An 18998-nucleotide genomic window follows, 5' to 3' on the forward strand; every position below is an offset into this window, starting at 1 on the left:
GTAAGAAATTGATATAATGGTTATATCTGCTACAGATAGATGGTCCGTTGGTCAAGGGGTTAAGACACCGCCTTTTCACGGCGGTAACACGGGTTCGAATCCCGTACGGACTATATTATCCGCCATAGCTCAGTTGGTAGTAGCGCATGACTGTTAATCATGATGTCGTAGGTTCGAGTCCTACTGGCGGAGTCAAACAAAAAAGAACACCAATGGTGTTCTTTTTTGTTTCTAATTTGAATCTCCTAACATTTTCATTAGAAAGTCTGTCATTTCTTGCGGACTTTCTTTTTTTCCATGTGCAATCCAAGTCTGGCAAACACCAAATAGTGCATTGGTTAGATAGATGCTACTATATTCTAACTCAATGTCGTTTAAATTTAATTGCATAAAGCGTTTCTGGAGGTCAGTGCTAAGCATGATATGAAGTTTATTTCTCAGGAAGTTTTGTATTTCTTTTGTACCATTTTCAGATAAAAGAGCAGCTAGCAATGGTTCAGACTCCAGATACTCAAATACTTCTAAAATAGCATCTTTTTTATGATGGGCGTGTTTTTGGAAAATGTACTCAAAGGTATGAAAAAGTTTGCTTTGGTAGTGCTCAATCATATCATACTTATCTTTGTAATGTGTATAAAAGCTAGAGCGACTAATTCCGGCTTTCTCAGCTAGCTTAACAGTAGAAATTTGATCAAATGGTTGTTCCATTAATAATTGAACCATAGCATTCTCGATAATACGTTTTGTTTTTAAGCGTTTGTTACTCTCTGTCATAGTTCCTCCTTGTGAACAAAAATAGACGTAATGTCTAAAAAATAAGTTTTTACCTTGTAATTTTGATTTTTTAATGTATAATCTATTATATCAAAATTTTAGACAATATGTGTAAAAAAAGGAGACAATATGTTTAAAGAATGGAAAGCAATTTTTAAAAAACCAACCTTTATCATTGTAATGATAGGGATTTCTCTTATTCCAGCTTTATACAATATCATATTTTTATCATCCATGTGGGACCCATATGGTCAATTATCAGAGTTGCCTGTAGCGGTTGTAAATAATGATAAGGAAGCGACTTACAATGGAAATACAATGGCTATCGGAAAAGACATGGTGTCTAATTTAGAAAATAATAAATCCTTGGATTTTCATTTTGTAAATGAGGAAGAAGGAAAAAAAGGACTAGAGAATGGCGATTACTATATGGTAGTGACTTTGCCAAGTGATTTGTCTGAAAAGGCTGCTTCTATTTTAACAGATCACCCAGAACAAATGAACATTGACTATCAAACTTCTAGTGGGCATAGCTTCATTGCAAGTAAGATGAGTGATTCTGCTATGACACAGTTAAAACAAAATGTTTCTGCCAGTGTAACTGAGACTTACACGAAAGCTTTATTTCAAAAGATGGGTGATTTAAAATCCGGTTTAACGAAGGCAGCCGATGGAAGTGAACAATTGGCTAACGGGGCCAGTCAGTTAGCTGTAGGAAGTCAGACATTGACTACTAACCTACACTCTTTAGCAGATTCAAGTTTAACATTTTCAAATGGAACGGAGCAGTTTACTAAAGGATTATCCTCTTATGTTTCTGGTGTTGAACAACTTCATCTTGGCTTAGGGACTTTTAATAGTGGTTTAGTTACATATACTGGTGCAGTAAGTAAATTAGATAGCGGATTAGGTCAATTAGCTTCTAAAAGTCCTGAATTAGTAGGAGGAATCAATCAATTATATACTGGTGTAGAGGCCTATACTGGCGGTGTTTCTCAGCTCAATACTGGTCTTAATCAATTTTCATCTGGTGTTAGTGCCTATACAAATGGAGTGGGAAATCTTGCAACAGGTGCAAATCAGTTATCTAGTCAATCAGCTACACTTCGAATGGGTGTGGAGCAATTAAGTGAAGGGATTCAACAACTTTCTAGCAAGTTAGATACTTCGTCTGAGCAAAAAGATCAAATTAATCAATTATCTTCTGGTCTAAATCAGTTAAATCAAGCCATTCAAAATATTGATGTTGGAGATACAAAACAATTATCTTCTGTTTTATCAAGTATAGTTTCTCTTTCTAATCAAATGCTAGCAAGTGCTCAGTCTGAAAAAGCAACTACATTAGCCAATATTCAATCGACAGCAGCTTATCAATCATTGACAAGTGAGCAACAAGCTGAGATAAGCGCTTCTGTATCTCAAAATTCGACTGATAGTATTCAATCGGCTCAGTCAATTATAGCTTTAGTACAAGGTTTACAGGGAAGTTTAGAAAACTTACAAAATCAATCTTCAAATCTTTCGACATTACAAAATCAAGCCAATCAAGTATTACCGCTTGCTTCTACTTCTTTGACAGGATTGTCAAGTGGATTAACAGAAATGCAGGGAGCAGTGACGAGTAAATTAGTTCCTGCTAGTCAGTCGATTGCATCAGGTGTAAATTCATATACTGCAGGTGTTGATAAAATTTCTCAGGGCGCAAGTCAACTAAGTGAAAAAAATTCCACCTTGACAGGTAGTTTGGATCAACTAGTTTCAGGCTCAACTACCTTGACACAAAAATCTTCTAGCTTGACAGCGGGAGTTGGTCAATTAGTTGAAAAAACTCCAGAATTAGTATCTGGTATTGAAAAATTATCAACTGGCTCTAACCAATTGAATCAAAAGAGTCAAGAATTAATGGCAGGAGTTGATAAATTACAATCAGGATCTGGTCAATTAGCAGACAAATCCAGTCAGTTACTTTCAGGTGCTTCTCAATTAGAGAATGGAGCTAATAAATTGGCAGATGGATCTGGGAAACTTGCAGAAGGTGGAACAAAGTTAACTGCTGGTATTGAAAGTTTACAAATAGGAACTACTGACCTAGGACAAGGATTAAGTAACGCAAGCAATCAATTAAAATCAGCATCAACAGAGTCAAAAAATGCAGAAACATTAGCGGAACCCTTAAGTCTTTCAAAGACAGATAATGATCAGGTTCCTGTAAATGGGATTGCAATGGCTCCTTACATGATATCAGTTGCACTTTTTGTTGCTGCATTATCAACAAATATGATTTTTGCTAAATTACCTTCAGGTCGTCATCCTGAAACTCGCTGGGCTTGGTTCAAATCTCGCTTTGAGATAAATGGAGTTATAGCTGTTTTAGCCGCTGTCTTAGTCTATGGTGGCGTTCATCTTATTGGTTTAACTGCAAATCATGAAATGAGAACTTTATTCTTAATTATTATCGCAAGTTTAACATTTATGTCTATGGTGACGGCATTAACAACATGGAATAGTCGATTAGGTGCTTTCTTCTCACTTATTTTGCTATTATTGCAATTAGCATCAAGTGCAGGAACTTATCCACTTGCTTTGACAAATGATTTCTTTAGAGCTGTTAATCCTTGGTTGCCAATGAGTTATTCAGTTTCAGGATTGAGACAAACGATTTCTATGACAGGGAATATTCATAGTCAGATAATTTTCCTTCTCGTAACTTTAGTTCTATTCATAGGATTAGGTATGCTAGCTTATCAACCTAAAAAAATGGGCGAAGATTAATAAAGTTTCACGTGAAACAATGAATGATTTACAAGTAATTAATAAAAAAACTCAGTTGGTTTAACCAACTGAGTTTTTTTAAAGTTATACTTAATCTTTCCAAAGTTCTTTGACTTTTGCTTGAACTTCTTCATTTTCAAGGAATTCATCGTAGGTTTCATCGATACGGTCGATTACACCGTTTTTAGATAAGACAATGATATGGTTAGCCAAAGTTTGAATAAACTCATGGTCGTGACTGGCAAAGATGATAGATTCTTTGAAGTTTTTCAATCCATCGTTCAAGCTTGAAATAGATTCCAAATCCAAGTGATTTGTAGGATCGTCAAGTACAAGAACATTTGCTTTCAAAAGCATGAGTTTTGAAAGCATCACGCGCACCTTTTCCCCCCCTGACAAGACGTTTACAGGCTTGTTAACCTCGTCTCCAGAAAAGAGCATGCGTCCGAGGAATCCACGAAGGAAGGTATTGTCATCTTCTTCTTTACTTGCAAATTGACGGAGCCAGTCAAGAATCGACTCGCCACCTGCAAAATCAGCAGAATTGTCTTTTGGTAAGTAAGAGCGACTAGTTGTAACTCCCCACTTGACAGTTCCTTCATAGTCGATATCACCCATAATCGCACGAATCAAGGCAGTTGTTTGGATGTCGTTTTGCCCAATAAGAGCTGTCTTATCACCTGGACGCAAGATGAAGCTGATGTTGTCAAGAATAGTTTCACCGTCAATCTTGACAGATAAGTTTTCTACTGTTAAGAGATCATTACCGATTTCTCGTTCTGCTTTAAAGTTGATAAATGGGTATTTACGACTAGAAGGTACAATTTCCTCTAATTCAATCTTATCAAGCATTTTCTTACGTGAAGTCGCTTGTCTTGATTTAGAAGCATTGGCAGAGAATCGAGCAACGAATTCTTGAAGTTGTTTGATCTTTTCTTCTGCTTTTGCATTACGGTCAGCTTGTAATTTAGCTGCAAGTTCAGAGGATTCCTTCCAGAAGTCGTAGTTACCAACGTAGAGTTTGATTTTTCCAAAGTCAAGGTCGGCCATGTGAGTACATACTTTGTTCAAAAAGTGACGGTCATGAGATACGACAATAACTGTGTTATCAAAATCAATCAAGAAATCTTCTAACCAGGTAATAGATTGAATATCAAGACCGTTGGTAGGCTCATCCAAAAGAAGGACATCCGGTTTACCAAATAGAGCTTTAGCAAGGAGTACTTTCACTTTGTCACCATTTGCAAGTTCACTCATATTTTGATAATGAAGTTCTTCTGGGATATTCAAATTTTGTAAAAGTTGTGAAGCTTCACTCTCAGCTTCCCAACCACCTAGTTCAGCAAATTCTCCTTCAAGTTCAGCAGCACGAACGCCATCTTCATCTGAAAAATCTTCCTTCATATAAATGGCGTCTTTTTCTTTCATGATGTTGTAAAGTTTTTCATTTCCCATGATGACAACATCAATAACACGTTCGTCCTCATAGTCAAAGTGATTTTGACGAAGAACTGAAAGACGTTCGTCTGGTCCTAGAGAGACATGACCAGTTGTTGGTTCAATATCACCAGCTAAAATTTTCAAAAAGGTTGATTTTCCGGCACCATTAGCACCAATCAAACCATAGGTGTTTCCTTCTGTAAATTTAATGTTGACATCATCAAAAAGTTTGCGATCACTAAAACGTAGTGAAACATCAGATACTGTTAGCAATGTTTTTCTCCTATTATATGTAATACTCTAATTCTACTAGAAAATTAGTAAATATTCAAATTTTTATTTGTCAATTTTTTGTAAAGTAAGTTGACAGTTTCTTTACGGATATATGGCTAGAAAACTATTGTTTGATTGAAAAAATTATCTGTCTTTTTATCAAAAAAATGCTATAATTGAAAGGACCATATCAAAGGAGAATATTATGAGTAAACCCATTATTTTAACAGGAGATCGTCCAACGGGGAAATTACATATTGGGCACTACGTTGGTAGCTTGAAAAATCGTGTCTTACTACAAGAAGAAAATAAATATGACATGTTTGTTTTTTTAGCTGACCAGCAAGCATTAACTGACCATGCAAAAGATCCTCAAACAATTGTAGAATCAATTGGGAATGTTGCCTTGGACTATCTTGCAGTGGGATTAGATCCTAATAAATCAACAATTTTTATTCAAAGTCAGATTCCAGAATTGGCAGAGCTATCTATGTATTACATGAACCTAGTTTCATTAGCTCGTTTGGAACGAAATCCAACTGTAAAAACAGAAATTTCACAGAAAGGTTTTGGAGAAAGCATTCCAACTGGATTCTTGGTGTATCCTATTTCACAAGCAGCGGATATTACAGCCTTTAAAGCAAACTTGGTTCCAGTAGGGAATGATCAAAAACCGATGATTGAACAAACACGTGAAATTGTACGTTCTTTCAATCATGCCTATAACTGTGATGTTTTAGTAGAACCAGAAGGAATTTACCCTGAGCATGAAGGTGCAGGACGTTTACCAGGACTTGATGGAAATGCGAAAATGTCGAAATCACTCAATAATGGTATTTACCTAGCAGACGATGCTGATACTTTACGAAAAAAAGTGATGAGTATGTATACAGATCCAGATCACATTCGTGTCGAGGATCCAGGTAAGATTGAAGGCAATATGGTTTTCCATTATTTAGATGTATTTGGACGTCCAGAGGATGCTCAAGAAATTGCTGAAATGAAAGAACACTACCAACGTGGGGGTCTTGGGGACGTTAAGACTAAGCGTTACCTCCTTGAAATTTTGGAAAGAGAGCTTGCTCCTATTCGCGAACGACGCCTTGAATATGCCAAAGACATGGGTGAGGTTTATAATATGCTTCAAAAAGGTAGTGAAAAAGCTCGTGAAGTTGCTGGTCAGACCTTATCAGAAGTAAAAGCTGCAATGGGTCTTAATTACTTTCATTAATAGATAAAATATGAACTATAAAACTATTTCTTCTTTAAAATAAGAGGGATAGTTTTTTTATATGTTCTCTTATAAATTTAATTGACAAATTTTCATAGAATGGTATGATAGATACAATACAAAAAGCGTTAAGCTCAAAAAGAAAGAAAAGAGGGAACTTCAATGTCTAATTGGGACACTAAATTTTTGAAAAAAGGTTTTACCTTTGATGATGTATTGCTTATTCCGGCAGAGAGTCATGTGTTGCCTAATGATGCGGATTTAACTACAAAATTGGCAGATAATTTGACTTTAAATATCCCAATTATTACCGCTGCGATGGACACTGTAACAGAGAGCCAAATGGCGATTGCTATTGCGCGTGCAGGTGGACTTGGAGTTATCCATAAAAATATGTCTATTGAGCAACAGGCAGATGAAGTTCGTAAGGTAAAACGTTCTGAAAATGGTGTTATCATTGATCCATTCTTCTTGACTCCAGAACATACCATTGCTGAAGCAGATGAACTCATGGGTCGTTACCGTATCAGTGGTGTTCCAGTAGTTGAAACACTTGAAAATCGTAAATTGGTTGGTATTTTAACAAACCGAGACCTTCGTTTTATTTCAGATTACAATCAACCAATCTCAAACCATATGACCAGCGAAAACCTCGTTACTGCTCCTGTTGGAACAGATCTTGAAACAGCTGAAAGTATTCTTCAAGAACACCGTATTGAAAAACTTCCTTTGGTTGACGAAGATGGTCGTCTTTCTGGTTTGATTACTATTAAAGATATTGAAAAAGTAATTGAGTTTCCAAACGCAGCTAAAGATGAATTTGGTCGTCTCCTTGTTGCGGGTGCTGTAGGGGTTACTTCAGATACATTTGAACGTGCAGAAGCACTTTTTGAAGCAGGTGCGGATGCCATTGTTATCGATACTGCTCACGGTCACTCAGCAGGTGTTCTTCGCAAAATCGCTGAGATTCGTGCTCACTTCCCAGATCGTACACTAATTGCTGGGAATATTGCGACGGCTGAAGGTGCACGTGCCCTTTATGATGCGGGTGTTGACGTTGTTAAAGTTGGTATTGGACCAGGTTCAATCTGTACAACTCGAGTAATCGCAGGTGTTGGAGTTCCTCAAGTTACAGCTATTTACGATGCTGCAGCAGTGGCGCGTGAATATGGCAAAACAATCATTGCTGATGGTGGAATCAAGTATTCTGGAGATATTGTTAAGGCTCTTGCTGCTGGTGGAAATGCAGTAATGCTTGGATCAATGTTTGCAGGAACAGATGAAGCTCCAGGGGAAACTGAAATCTTCCAAGGACGTAAGTTCAAGACTTATCGTGGTATGGGTTCAATCGCCGCAATGAAGAAAGGTTCAAGCGACCGTTACTTCCAAGGTTCTGTTAATGAAGCAAACAAACTCGTTCCAGAAGGAATTGAAGGACGTGTTGCTTATAAAGGAGCAGCAGCTGATATCGTCTTCCAAATGATTGGTGGTATTCGTTCTGGTATGGGTTATTGTGGTGCAGCTAACCTTAAAGAATTGCATGACAATGCTCAATTTATCGAAATGTCTGGTGCTGGTCTAAAAGAAAGCCATCCACATGATGTGCAAATCACTAATGAAGCACCAAATTACTCAATGTAAACAAAAAATCTCCTGTCAAACAGGAGATTTTTTTGTTTTGACAAAACTGTAAACTTCAATTTACAACTATTTGACCGTTGTTTACTGTAAATACACTGAGAGTATCAGGTAAGTTTTGAAGATGGTCTAAACTAGTAGTTGTAATAAAGGTTTGGATGTTATAAGAAATCGTTTCTAACAATTTAAGTTGACGGGTATTGTCAAGCTCACTCATAACATCATCAAGTAAAAGAATTGGAGATTCTTTAGTAATGCTCTCCATCAATTCGATTTCAGCAAGTTTTATAGAAAGAACTAGACTACGATGCTGTCCTTGACTACCAAAACTTGCGTCTATTCCATTGATTAAGAAAGTCATATCATCCCGATGAGGGCCAACTCCCGTATTCTTCTTAAATAAATCTCTGGATCTACTTTTTTGAAGTGCTATACGGAAAGAATCAGCTAAAAGTTCTTTGTCAACGAAGTTTACAGAAGGTTGATAACAAATTGACAACTCTTCTAACTGGTCTGAGATATCAAAGTGTTTCCTCTTTCCAAAGAGTTCCATTTTTTGTATGAAGTCATCCCTATGAATCATTACACGACATCCGTACTCTACAAGTTGGTCATCAAGGACAGATAAAAAAGTGTCATCAATATTTTGTGTAGATTTTAGATAGCTATTTCTCTGTTTAAGGATGTGGTTATAACTTGACAGGTCTGACAAGTAAATTGGTTTGATTTGGCCTAACTCCATGTCAATGAATTTACGACGAATGGCCGGAGCACCTTTGACAAGTTGTAAATCTTCTGGAGCAAATAAGACAACGTTCATATGTCCGATATAATCAGAAAGACGAGCTTGCTTTAAATGGTTTACTTTTGTAATTCGACCTTTTTGTGTGAGGTCTATTTCAAGTGGTATAGTTGCCGTTTTTTTCTGCAAGATTCCAGAGACTTGTAGTTGCTCTTCTTCAAATTGAATTAAATTTTTGTCGGTCTTTGTTCTGTGACTTCTTGTTAGAGCTAAAAAATAAATACTTTCAAGAAGATTTGTTTTTCCTTGAGCATTCCGGCCAACAAATACGTTTAATTTTGGGTTAAAATCAATTTCTGTATTACGATAGTTACGAAATTGTTTAATGCATAAGTTTTTCAGCCACATATTTACCTACCTGGGAAACGTGGTGCACTTTTTACTTTTGGTGGCTGGTTCTTTTTGTCTGGTTTTTTTTGAACCTTTTTATTCATTTCTTTAACAAGTTTAGCTACACGCTCTTTCTCGATTTTATCTTGTTTAAATTCCTCAAGTTCTTCAGGATTTGGTTGAACTAGAATAATTTGAGTTTTTAAATCAGGGATTTCAATAGAATCTCCGACTCTAATTTTTTTGCCTCGACGATTTTCTAATTCTCCATTAAAATATACAAGATGGTCCGCTAAAAAAGATTTAATAGCACCTCCACTTTGGATGATTCCAAGATCTTTCAAAAGAGCTTGGAGAGTAATAAATTCTTCAAATAATTTGTATTCCATAGTTCACCTCAATCTTTGGTATTATACCATATTTTGCTTAAAATAGTGGAGAAGAAACCCGTTGAGTGAAAACGATTTTAATTTCAAAAAAGTCAAAGAGAACAAGAAAAATTTTCATTTTCATGGTATAATAGAACTCTATGTAAAAGGAGGTAAAAGATGGAGCTATTCCCAGGAATTGCAGTGCATTTTATCCAATCTAAAAAGTTTAAGACAAATAAAATAACTATGCGTTTCACAGCTCCATTATCTCTGGATTTAATCTCTGGTCGCATGCTAAGTGCCAGTATGCTTGAAACTGCTAATAAAGGCTATCCAACTGCCCAGGTTCTTAGAAAACATCTGGCAGCATTGTATGGAGCAGATTTGTCAACTCATGCTTATAGAAGGGGACAAAGTCACTTAGTAGACGTGAGTTTGACTTATGTTCGAGATGAATTTTTAAGTAAGAAAAACGTATTAACTGCTCAGGTTTTAGAATTATTGTATCAAGTCATATTTAATCCATTGTCAAATGAAGATGAATTTGAGACCAATGCCTCTGAAATTGAAAAAAAACAATTGTTGGCGAGACTAGAATCAGAATTAGAGGATCCTTTCTTCTTTGCTCATAAAGAATTGGATCAGTTGTTTTTTCAAGAAGAATCAATGCAGTTAGTTCCTAAAGATTTAATTGCCAGAATTTCCGAAGAGACATCTAAATCTTGCTATTCAAGTTTTCAAAAAATGCTGAAAGAAGATAGGATTGATTTATTCTTTTTAGGTGATTTTAATGAAATTGAAGTCTTAGAAAACTTGAAGAAATTTAACTTGACAGGTCGTAAAGAAACTGTAAATATTCAATATCAGCAAGGTTATTCAAATGTTCTTAGAGAAGGAATTGCCAGGAAAAACCTAGGTCAGTCTATTCTAGAAATGGGTTATCATAGTACAATTGGTTATGGAGATGTTCAAAAGATGGCCTTGCTTCTCGTGAATGGTTTGCTTGGAGCTTTCCCACACTCTAAATTGTTTACTCAAGTTAGGGAAAAACAAGGACTGGCCTACACTGTTTCTAGTCACTTAGATCTCTTTAGTGGATTTTTAAGATTATTTGCTGGAATAAATCGTCAAAATCGCAACAAGGCAAGAAAATTGATGAATGATCAATTGTTAGCAATCAAAAATGGTAGATTTACAGATGCTGAAGTTACTCAAACTAAGGAAATGATTCGTAGGACGATGTTGTTGAGTCAGGATAATCAAGATTCGATTATAGATAGAGAATACTTGAGCATCTTTTTTGGTAAATCAGTTTTAGACCAAGAAACTTTGATAGAGCAACTAGAGCAAGTTGACAGGGATGAAATCTGTAGGGCGGCATCTAGTTTGAAATTGCAGGCTATTTATTTTATGGAAGGAGCAGAATGACTAGAGTTACTTTTCAAGAGAAATTTTATCCTGCTGTAAAGGAAACTCTTTATCAAGCAACATTAAAAAACGGCTTGACAGTTACTTTACTTCCGAAAAATGACTTTAACGAAGTTTACGGGGTAGCCACTGTCCAAGTTGGTTCGGTTGATACAAAGTTTACAGCTAGAAATGGTAAAAAGGAAGAATATCCTAGTGGGATTGCTCATTTTTTAGAACATAAACTTTTTGAAAGAGAAAATTCTGAAGATATCATGGCTGCATTTGCCAAATTAGGTGCAGATAGTAACGCCTTTACAAGCTTTACAAATACAAGTTATCTTTTTTCAACCTCTGACAATGTCGCTGAGTGTTTAGACTTGCTTGACGAGCTTGTTACTTGCTTTAACGTTACTGAAGAATCTGTTGAACGAGAAAAGGATATCATTCAACAAGAGCGCGAAATGTATCAGGATGATCCTGATTCTTGCTTGTTCTTTAAAACTCTTGCAAATCTTTATCCAGAAAGTCCTTTAGCTTCGGATATTGTTGGTACTGAAAATTCGATAGAAGATATTCGTTTAGAGGATTTACGAGATAATTTTGATGAATTTTACACACCTGTCAATAGCCATATTTTTCTCGTTGGAAATTTTGATTTAGAGTTGATACAGAATTATTTCTTACAAAAGGATGTTGGAGTTTGTATAGTTCAAAATCCACGAGAAACAATCGCTTTACACCCTGTAAAGAAGGTTGAGAGTATTCGTATGGATGTGGCTTCTCCTAAATTAGCTATTGGAGTTCGAACAAATGCTGAGATGGAGAGTAAAGACTGCTATCGATACGGTGTTTTGTTGAAGGCCTTGTTTTCGATGATGTTTGGATGGACCTCAAAAAGATTTCAAAGTTTGTATGAAACTGGGAAACTAGATTCTTCATTATCTATGGAGGTTGAAATCAATCATCGTTTTAATTTTTTGATGCTGACAATGGATACAAAAGAACCTGTTGCCATTTCACACCAATTTCGAAAGGCAATAAAAAATTTTGTAACTGATCCAGATGTGTCAGAGGAGCATCTTGATTTAATAAAAAGTGAAATTTATGGAGAGTTTATCCATAATCTGAATTCTTTAGAATTTATTGCGACTCAATATCAGTCGCACGTTGATGAATCAACCTTGTTTGATTTGCCAAAGATTATACAGGAAATGACCTTAGAAGATGTTCTTGAGGTAGGTCATCATTTTATTGATAATAGTGAAATGGTTGAGTTTACGATTTTTCCGCTATAATAATTGAAAAAAATGAGACTAGAAAGAAGGAATGATAAGTATGAGAAAAAAAACAATCGGTGAAGTATTACGTTTAGCAAGAGTAAACCAGGGGTTGAGTTTAGAGGAGTTGCAGCGCAAGACAGATATTCAACTGGATATGCTAGAAGCTTTAGAGTCAGATGATTTTGATAAATTACCTAGTCCCTTTTATGTTCGCTCTTTTTTGAGAAAGTATGCTTGGGCAGTTGAATTGGATGAAAGTATAGTTCTAGATGCTTATGATTCAGGTAGTATGATTACCTATGAAGAAGTTGATGTTGATGAGATAGAACTATCAGGTCGTAGACGTTCTAATCGAAAGAAACGTTCCCTGCTTCCACTTTTTTACTTCGTCTTATTCTCCTTATCAATTTTAGTATTCGTAACCTATTATGTTTGGAATTATATTCAAACACAACCAACAGAAACAACTTCAGCTAACTATAATGTTGTAACTACTACTACAAATGCAACAACTAGTGAAACAACAACTAGCAACCAAACCACTAGTCCATCAAGTTCGAGTGAAGCATCAACTGTGACTGTTTCAGGTCAGGGAGATGTGATATCAGTAGAGTATAAAACTTCTAAAGATAATGCTGAACTTCAATTATCTGTGACGGATGCAACAAGTTGGATAAGTGTATCAGATACGGATCTAGCTGGAGGAACTACTCTCGAGCCAAATAACAAAACAGCTAAAACAACAATTTCTAAAGGCTCTCCGGTAACAATCACATTAGGCGTTGTAAAAGGCGTTAAAATTAAAATTGATAATCAAGAAATTGACACTGCAAAATTAACTGGTCAAACTGGTTGGATTAGACTAACAGTGAGTTCAAACTAAGGAAGGATAATATGAAAAAAGAAAATATTCCTAACATACTTACGCTTGGTAGAATTTTATTTATTCCGATTTTTGTTCTCCTTCTATCATTTGGCCCATCTCCTGTGTTACATAAAATAGCAGCAATTATTTTTGCTATCGCCAGTATCACGGATTATCTAGATGGTTATTTGGCTAGAAAATGGCAAGTCGTTAGCAATTTCGGGAAATTTGCGGATCCAATGGCTGATAAGCTATTGGTAATGTCGGCCTTTATTATGCTAGTTGGCCTAGATATGGCTCCTGCTTGGGTGGTGGCTGTTATCATTTGTCGTGAACTTGCAGTTACTGGTTTGCGCTTGCTTTTAGTTGAAACCGGAGGGACTGTTTTAGCTGCAGCAATGCCAGGAAAAATCAAGACATTTAGTCAGATGTTCGCGATTATCTTCTTGTTATTCCATTGGAATTTGCTCGGTCAGATAACTCTTTATATTGCCTTGTTCTTCACAGTTTATTCTGGTTATGATTACTTCAAGGGAAGCGCATATTTATTTAAAGGAACCTTTCGCTAGATATGGAATCGATTATTGAAATTAAGGATCTGTCATTTCGATACCAGGCAGATCAAGAACATTATGATGTTCATAACATTTCGTTTCACGTGAAACGTGGAGAATGGTTGTCAATCGTTGGTCACAACGGGAGTGGGAAATCAACGACAGTTCGCTTGATTGATGGCTTACTCGAGGCTGAATCTGGAGAAATTTGGATAGATGGTGATTGCCTAACACCAGAAAATGTCTGGGAGAAAAGACGTAAGATTGGTATGGTGTTTCAAAATCCCGATAATCAGTTCGTAGGAGCAACTGTTGAAGATGACGTAGCTTTTGGCCTAGAAAACCAAGGGATTCCACTTGAAGAGATGAAGAAACGAGTCTCTGAAGCTCTGTCATTAGTTGGGATGGCGGAATTTACAAAAAAAGAACCAGCTCGCTTGTCTGGAGGTCAGAAACAGAGAGTGGCAATTGCAGGAGTTGTAGCTCTGCGACCAGATATTTTAATCTTGGATGAGGCTACAAGTATGTTGGATCCAGAAGGGCGACTAGAGTTGATTAAGATAGTCCAGAAGATTCGCCAAGACCACCAGATGACAGTTATCTCTATTACGCATGATTTAGATGAGGTTGCTATGAGTGACCGTGTTTTAGTAATGAAAAAAGGGAAAGTCGAGTCAACAAGCACTCCTAGAGAATTATTTTCTAGGTCAGATTTAGATCAAATTGGCTTAGATCAACCCTTTGTCAACCAATTGAAAGAATCATTACGTACTAGTGGTTTGAATTTGCCAGAGTTCTATCTTACAGAAGAGGAACTTGAGGAGGCTTTATGGGAATTATTCTAGACAATGTTAGTTATACGTATCAAGAAGGAACGCCGTTTGCCTCAGTTGCCTTGTCTGATGTCAGTTTGACAATAGAGGATGGCTCTTATACTGCGATTATTGGGCATACAGGAAGCGGGAAATCTACAATCCTTCAACTTTTGAATGGTTTGCTAGTTCCTACAGAGGGAAGTGTTCGTGTCTTTGATACATTGATTACATCAACATCAGTCAATAAGCAAATTCGTCAAATTCGCAAACAAGTAGGCTTGGTTTTTCAGTTTGCTGAAAATCAAATTTTTGAGGAAACAGTCTTAAAAGATGTGGCATTTGGACCTCAAAATTTTGGAGTTTCTGTAGAAGAGGCAGAAGTTATCGCGCGTGAAAAACTAGCTTTAGTGGGAATTGACGAGTCACTTTTTGAACGTAGTCCATTTGAACTTTCAGGAGGACAAATGAGAAGGGTTGCTATTGCTGGGATTTTAGCAATGGAACCTAAAATTTTGGTTTTAGATGAGCCAACCGCGGGCTTGGATCCAATTGGCCGAAAAGAGTTGATGACCTTGTTTAAAAAGCTTCATCAAGATGGTATCACGATTGTTTTGGTGACTCACCTTATGGATGATGTAGCAGAATTTGCTGACCAAGTTTACGTAATGGAAAAAGGGAAATTAGTTAAGAGTGGGAAACCAAGTCTTGTCTTTCAAAATGTCGAATTTATGGAAAAAATCCAATTGGGTGTTCCAAAAATTACAAGATTTGCTCAAAGGCTTGCTAACAGAGGAGTTTCTTTTAAACAATTGCCGATAACGATAGAGGAGTTTAAGGAGTTCATCAATGGATAATATGATTTTAGGTCGTTACATACCAGGAAATTCGATTGTTCATCGTCTGGATCCTCGTAGTAAGTTAGTGGCAATGATTTTATTAATTCTGATTGTTTTTTGGGCCAATAATCCAATAACAAATTTGATCCTTTTCGTTGCAACAGGTATATTTGTAGCTTTATCAGAAGTTCCCTTATCCTTTTTCATAAAAGGTTTGCGGTCTATGTTTTTTCTAATTGCTTTTACAACCCTTTTTCAACTTTTCTTTATCTCAGGTGGAGATGTCTTGTTCGAGGTAGGATTTATAAAAATCACAAGTCATGGAATTGAACAGGCTGGGATTATTTTTTGTCGCTTTGTTTTGATTATCTTTTTCTCAACCTTGCTTACTTTGACGACCATGCCACTAAGTTTGGCAACAGCAGTTGAATCCTTGCTTGGACCTTTGAAAAGATTCAAGGTTCCTGTTCATGAAATTGGGCTTATGTTGTCTATGAGTTTGCGATTTGTACCAACCTTGATGGATGATACGATTCGCATTATGAATGCTCAAAAGGCGCGTGGTGTTGATTTTGGAGAAGGGAATGTAATCCAAAAAGTCAAGGCTATGATACCTATTTTGATACCTTTGTTTGCTACCAGTTTGAAAAGAGCGGATTCTCTTGCTACAGCTATGGAAGCTAGAGGGTATCAAGGCGGAAATGGACGTAGTCAGTATCGACAGTTGAAATGGATGAATAAAGATAGTGTAGCTCTATTACTTATTTGTGTCTTGGGTGGTATTCTATTTTTGTTAAAATCCTAGAGTGAAGTATAGAATGAGATAGGGTAGAGGTATGAACCGTTTTAAAAAATCAAAATATATCATTGTTCTATTTGTCGTTGTATTAGTGGTTTCAGTTTTTTTAGTGATGACGAAATCAAGTGCGGTTGTGACAAAAGTTGGAGATGGCATTTCTCTGATAGATAGAGTTGTTCAAAAGCCATTCCAATGGTTAGAATCTACAAAGTCTGATTTAGGAAATTTGACGAGAGCTTATAATGAGAATGAAACTCTAAAAAAAGAACTCTATCAAATGGAAAAAGAAACGAATGAAGCAGACAGTCTGAAGGAAGAAAATGAGCAATTACGTCAGTTATTAGATATGAAGTCCAAATTAAATGCGACCAAGTTAATTGCTGCGGATGTCATCATGAGAACTCCATCAACCTGGAAACAAGAATTAACAGTTAACGTTGGTTCTCAACAAGGAGCAACAACAAACATGCTTGTTGTTGCTGGTGGAGGATTGGTTGGAAGTGTTGAAAAAGTAGAAGCCAACTCAACTGTGGTCAATTTATTGACAAACGCTGAGAATACAGAGAAGATTTCCGTTAAAATCCAGCACGGTTCTAGTAGCATTTATGGTATTATTATCGGTTATGATAAGGAAAAAGAACTTTTGAAAATCAGCCAGCTCAATAGCAATAGCGACATTAGCCAAGGCGACAAAGTGGTGACTGGAGGTTTGGGAAACTTTAATGCTACAGATATTTCTGTAGGAGAAGTTGTATCAGTGACACATAGTACTGACTATCTAACAAGAGAAGTTATGGTTAAGCTACACGCTGATCCAATGAATCTTAAGGTTGTAGAGTTAGTGGGGAATGCGTCATGAGACTTGTTAAGCAGATAGGAATGTTCTTACTCTTACCCTTGATTGTCTTAATAGATAGCCATTTAGGGCAGCTTGTAAATAGCTTTTTCCCACATTTACAAATTGTTAGCCACTTTATCTTTATCTTCTTATTATTTGAAACAATTGAAGTATCAGAGTATCTGTTTTTAGCTTATTGTTTGGTTCTAGGTCTATTATACGATGTTTACTTCTTCCATCTGATTGGAATTGCAAGTCTTCTTTTTGTGATTATTGGAGCAATTGTCTATAAAAGTAACTCTGTCATTTTGTTAAATAGATGGACCAGATTGCTAGCTGTCTTAATGATGACTTTCATTTTTGAGTTTGGAAGCTTTATGTTGGCAGAGGTGGTCGGGCTAACTGCTGAAAATCTATCCGTTTTTATGGTTTATAGTCTTGTGCCTACTATGATATTGAACTGTTTATGGATGTTGGTTTTTCAATATATTTTTGAAAAAATATATCTATAAGAAAGAAACAAAACTGTAATAAAGGCGTAATATTTATTAGGCCTTTTTTTGATATACTAGTATTGTCTTTTTAAAGAAGGAGTATTACACTTATGAAGAAAAAAATTCTAGCATCACTTATGTTAAGTACAGTATTGCTTTCAAATGGAGCTGTGCTTTCAAGTGTTAAAGCCAATACAACAGATGAAAAAATTGCTGCTCAAGATAGCAAAATTAGTGAGTTGACAACTCAACAGAAAGAAGCTCAAAAACAAGTAGACGAAATTCAAACTAAAGTTTCAGCTATTCAATCAGAGCAAGAAAAATTACAATCTGAAAACGAAAAACTTCAAGAAGAATCTAAAAAACTTGAAGGTGAAATCGCAGAGCTTTCAAAAAATATCGTAGCTCGTAATGAGTCGCTTGAAAATCAAGCGCGTAGTGCGCAAACTAACGGAACTGCTACAAGCTACATTAACACAATTATTAATTCTAACTCAATCACAGAAGCTATTTCTCGTGTAGCAGCTATGAGTGAAATTGTGTCAGCAAACAATAAAATGTTGCAACAACAAAAAGAAGATAAAAAAGCTATTTCTGAAAAACAAGTTGCAAATAACGAAGCAATCAATACAGTTATTGCGAATCAACAAACGCTTGCTGACGATGCACAAGCTTTGACAACAAAACAAGCTGAATTGAAAGTAGCTGAGTTGAATCTTGCAGCTGAAAAAGCATCAGCAGAGAGTGAAAAAGCTACTTTGTTAGAACAAAAAGCAGCAGCTGAAGCAGAAGCGAAAGCAGCAGCAGAGGCAGAAGCGGCTTATAAAGCTAAACAAGCAAGTCAACAAGCAACTGTTACAGCTTCAGCAAATACAACCTTTGCTGCACAAGTGCAAGCAACTTCAAGTTCTTCTTCATCATCAGATGACGATTCAAGCTACACACCTGCAGCAACTACTGTGAGTCAACGACCAACTTATAGTTCAAATGCTTCAAGTTACCCTGTAGGTCAATGTACATGGGGTGCTAAGACCTTGGCTCCATGGGCTGGTGATTATTGGGGTAATGGTGGTCAGTGGGCTACTAGTGCAGCAGCAGCAGGTTTCCGTACAGGTTCTACACCACAAGTTGGTGCGATTGCTTGTTGGGATGATGGTGGCTATGGACACGTAGCGGTTGTTACAGCTGTTGAATCAACAACGCGCATTCAAGTTTCTGAGTGTAACTATGATGGTAGTGGAACTCAACCAATCGGAAATTATCGTGGATGGTTTAATCCGACAGCATCAAGAGGTACTGTAAGATACATTTATCCAAACTAATATATTAATTATTATTAAATTTAGGGTGAGATTTTATTAATCTCACCCTTTGTATAGTATTAATAAAAAATCTTCATCAGAATATTTTTGTCATTATGGAATCAAAGATGGGCTAAAAATTATCGGATATGTAGCTAGAATAAGTATGTTTATC

General features: G+C 36.3%; 17 protein-coding genes and 2 tRNA genes. 15 read left to right on the plus strand and 4 right to left on the minus strand.

From position 1 onward, the window contains the following. Window positions 1-41 precede the first annotated feature (41 nt). Window positions 42-113 (plus strand) — tRNA-Glu (locus ACXYSK_RS06225). 5 nt (window positions 114-118) lie between these two features. Next, a tRNA-Asn gene (locus ACXYSK_RS06230) sits at window positions 119-192 on the plus strand. A gap of 39 nt (window positions 193-231) precedes the next feature. Here the strand turns inward: ACXYSK_RS06230 and ACXYSK_RS06235 are convergent. Then, on the minus strand, window positions 232-774 hold the full coding sequence (locus ACXYSK_RS06235; protein ID WP_303943431.1) for a TetR/AcrR family transcriptional regulator: 543 nt from the start codon (window positions 772-774) through the stop codon (window positions 232-234). A gap of 129 nt (window positions 775-903) precedes the next feature. Here ACXYSK_RS06235 and ACXYSK_RS06240 point away from each other — a divergent pair, with 129 nt between their 5' ends. Beyond that, on the plus strand, window positions 904-3546 hold the full coding sequence (locus ACXYSK_RS06240) for a YhgE/Pip family protein (RefSeq protein WP_458625426.1): 2643 nt from the start codon (window positions 904-906) through the stop codon (window positions 3544-3546). Window positions 3547-3636: 90 nt separating this feature from the next. Here the strand turns inward: ACXYSK_RS06240 and ACXYSK_RS06245 are convergent, their stop codons facing one another. After that, window positions 3637-5259 carry an ATP-binding cassette domain-containing protein gene (locus ACXYSK_RS06245; RefSeq protein WP_458625427.1) on the minus strand — a complete coding sequence of 541 codons (1623 nt, stop codon included), beginning with the start codon at window positions 5257-5259 and terminating at the stop codon, window positions 3637-3639. Window positions 5260-5464: 205 nt separating this feature from the next. Between ACXYSK_RS06245 and trpS the strand changes: the two genes are divergently transcribed. Together trpS and guaB are read left to right on the plus strand one after the other, a co-directional pair. After that, a complete protein-coding gene (trpS, locus tag ACXYSK_RS06250; protein ID WP_441348691.1) occupies window positions 5465-6490 on the plus strand; it encodes a tryptophan--tRNA ligase in 1026 nt (341 codons plus the stop codon). 162 nt (window positions 6491-6652) lie between these two features. Then, on the plus strand, window positions 6653-8131 hold the full coding sequence (gene guaB, locus ACXYSK_RS06255; RefSeq protein ID WP_016466527.1) for an IMP dehydrogenase: 1479 nt from the start codon (window positions 6653-6655) through the stop codon (window positions 8129-8131). A 55-nt stretch (window positions 8132-8186) separates the two neighbouring features. Here the strand turns inward: guaB and recF are convergent, their stop codons facing one another. Beyond that, window positions 8187-9278 carry a DNA replication/repair protein RecF gene (gene recF / locus ACXYSK_RS06260; RefSeq protein WP_458625428.1) on the minus strand — a complete coding sequence of 364 codons (1092 nt, stop codon included), beginning with the start codon at window positions 9276-9278 and terminating at the stop codon, window positions 8187-8189. Window positions 9279-9280: 2 nt separating this feature from the next. After that, on the minus strand, window positions 9281-9649 hold the full coding sequence (gene yaaA / locus ACXYSK_RS06265; protein ID WP_235083580.1) for a S4 domain-containing protein YaaA: 369 nt from the start codon (window positions 9647-9649) through the stop codon (window positions 9281-9283). A 159-nt stretch (window positions 9650-9808) separates the two neighbouring features. On the opposite strand from yaaA, the gene yfmF reads away from it, so the two are divergent. The 10 genes from yfmF (at window position 9809) to pcsB (ending at window position 18844) form a co-directional block, all read left to right on the plus strand. Beyond that, window positions 9809-11059: an EF-P 5-aminopentanol modification-associated protein YfmF gene (gene yfmF, locus ACXYSK_RS06270; RefSeq protein WP_458625429.1), complete on the plus strand. Its 1251-nt coding sequence runs from the start codon at window positions 9809-9811 to the stop codon at window positions 11057-11059. Then, the gene (yfmH, locus tag ACXYSK_RS06275; RefSeq protein WP_458625430.1) at window positions 11056-12336 is read left to right on the plus strand and encodes an EF-P 5-aminopentanol modification-associated protein YfmH; all 1281 of its coding nucleotides are present in this window, start codon (window positions 11056-11058) and stop codon (window positions 12334-12336) included. Before yfmF ends, yfmH begins: the two co-directional genes overlap by 4 nt. A 40-nt stretch (window positions 12337-12376) precedes the next feature. Beyond that, window positions 12377-13204 carry a cytoskeleton protein RodZ gene (rodZ, locus tag ACXYSK_RS06280; protein ID WP_458625431.1) on the plus strand — a complete coding sequence of 276 codons (828 nt, stop codon included), beginning with the start codon at window positions 12377-12379 and terminating at the stop codon, window positions 13202-13204. An 11-nt stretch (window positions 13205-13215) separates the two neighbouring features. After that, entirely contained in the window at window positions 13216-13755 is a 540-nt protein-coding gene (pgsA, locus tag ACXYSK_RS06285; RefSeq protein ID WP_006150908.1) for a CDP-diacylglycerol--glycerol-3-phosphate 3-phosphatidyltransferase, read from the plus strand. Window positions 13756-13757: 2 nt separating this feature from the next. Next, window positions 13758-14585, plus strand: coding sequence for an energy-coupling factor ABC transporter ATP-binding protein (locus tag ACXYSK_RS06290; RefSeq protein WP_235083577.1), 828 nt, complete (start codon window positions 13758-13760; stop codon window positions 14583-14585). Next, entirely contained in the window at window positions 14570-15409 is an 840-nt protein-coding gene (locus tag ACXYSK_RS06295; protein ID WP_006150913.1) for an energy-coupling factor transporter ATPase, read from the plus strand. Before ACXYSK_RS06290 ends, ACXYSK_RS06295 begins: the two co-directional genes overlap by 16 nt. Further along, on the plus strand, window positions 15402-16196 hold the full coding sequence (locus ACXYSK_RS06300; RefSeq protein WP_006150899.1) for an energy-coupling factor transporter transmembrane component T family protein: 795 nt from the start codon (window positions 15402-15404) through the stop codon (window positions 16194-16196). Before ACXYSK_RS06295 ends, ACXYSK_RS06300 begins: the two co-directional genes overlap by 8 nt. Window positions 16197-16227: 31 nt before the next feature. Next, the gene (mreC, locus tag ACXYSK_RS06305; protein WP_458625432.1) at window positions 16228-17049 is read left to right on the plus strand and encodes a rod shape-determining protein MreC; all 822 of its coding nucleotides are present in this window, start codon (window positions 16228-16230) and stop codon (window positions 17047-17049) included. Continuing rightward, on the plus strand, window positions 17046-17540 hold the full coding sequence (gene mreD, locus ACXYSK_RS06310; RefSeq protein ID WP_025170039.1) for a rod shape-determining protein MreD: 495 nt from the start codon (window positions 17046-17048) through the stop codon (window positions 17538-17540). The genes mreC and mreD overlap by 4 nt, the downstream gene beginning before the upstream one ends. A 92-nt stretch (window positions 17541-17632) precedes the next feature. Then, window positions 17633-18844 carry a peptidoglycan hydrolase PcsB gene (gene pcsB / locus ACXYSK_RS06315; RefSeq protein ID WP_458625433.1) on the plus strand — a complete coding sequence of 404 codons (1212 nt, stop codon included), beginning with the start codon at window positions 17633-17635 and terminating at the stop codon, window positions 18842-18844. Window positions 18845-18998 lie beyond the last annotated feature (154 nt).

Source organism: Streptococcus sp. V919 (assembly GCF_054353475.1).

Excerpts from the sequence above, each read along its gene's own strand:
- ACXYSK_RS06290 (WP_235083577.1), top strand. The coding sequence starts at position 13,758 with ATGGAATCGATTATTGAAATTAAGGATCTGTCATTTCGATACCAGGCA.
- ACXYSK_RS06300 (WP_006150899.1), top strand. The coding sequence starts at position 15,402 with ATGGATAATATGATTTTAGGTCGTTACATACCAGGAAATTCGATTGTT.
- guaB (WP_016466527.1), top strand. The coding sequence starts at position 6,653 with ATGTCTAATTGGGACACTAAATTTTTGAAAAAAGGTTTTACCTTTGAT.
- rodZ (WP_458625431.1), top strand. The coding sequence starts at position 12,377 with ATGAGAAAAAAAACAATCGGTGAAGTATTACGTTTAGCAAGAGTAAAC.
- pcsB (WP_458625433.1), top strand. The coding sequence starts at position 17,633 with ATGAAGAAAAAAATTCTAGCATCACTTATGTTAAGTACAGTATTGCTT.
- mreD (WP_025170039.1), top strand. The coding sequence starts at position 17,046 with ATGAGACTTGTTAAGCAGATAGGAATGTTCTTACTCTTACCCTTGATT.
- recF (WP_458625428.1), bottom strand. The coding sequence starts at position 9,278 with ATGTGGCTGAAAAACTTATGCATTAAACAATTTCGTAACTATCGTAAT.
- ACXYSK_RS06240 (WP_458625426.1), top strand. The coding sequence starts at position 904 with ATGTTTAAAGAATGGAAAGCAATTTTTAAAAAACCAACCTTTATCATT.
- trpS (WP_441348691.1), top strand. The coding sequence starts at position 5,465 with ATGAGTAAACCCATTATTTTAACAGGAGATCGTCCAACGGGGAAATTA.
- ACXYSK_RS06235 (WP_303943431.1), bottom strand. The coding sequence starts at position 774 with ATGACAGAGAGTAACAAACGCTTAAAAACAAAACGTATTATCGAGAAT.
- yfmF (WP_458625429.1), top strand. The coding sequence starts at position 9,809 with ATGGAGCTATTCCCAGGAATTGCAGTGCATTTTATCCAATCTAAAAAG.
- pgsA (WP_006150908.1), top strand. The coding sequence starts at position 13,216 with ATGAAAAAAGAAAATATTCCTAACATACTTACGCTTGGTAGAATTTTA.
- mreC (WP_458625432.1), top strand. The coding sequence starts at position 16,228 with ATGAACCGTTTTAAAAAATCAAAATATATCATTGTTCTATTTGTCGTT.
- yfmH (WP_458625430.1), top strand. The coding sequence starts at position 11,056 with ATGACTAGAGTTACTTTTCAAGAGAAATTTTATCCTGCTGTAAAGGAA.
- ACXYSK_RS06295 (WP_006150913.1), top strand. The coding sequence starts at position 14,570 with ATGGGAATTATTCTAGACAATGTTAGTTATACGTATCAAGAAGGAACG.
- yaaA (WP_235083580.1), bottom strand. The coding sequence starts at position 9,649 with ATGGAATACAAATTATTTGAAGAATTTATTACTCTCCAAGCTCTTTTG.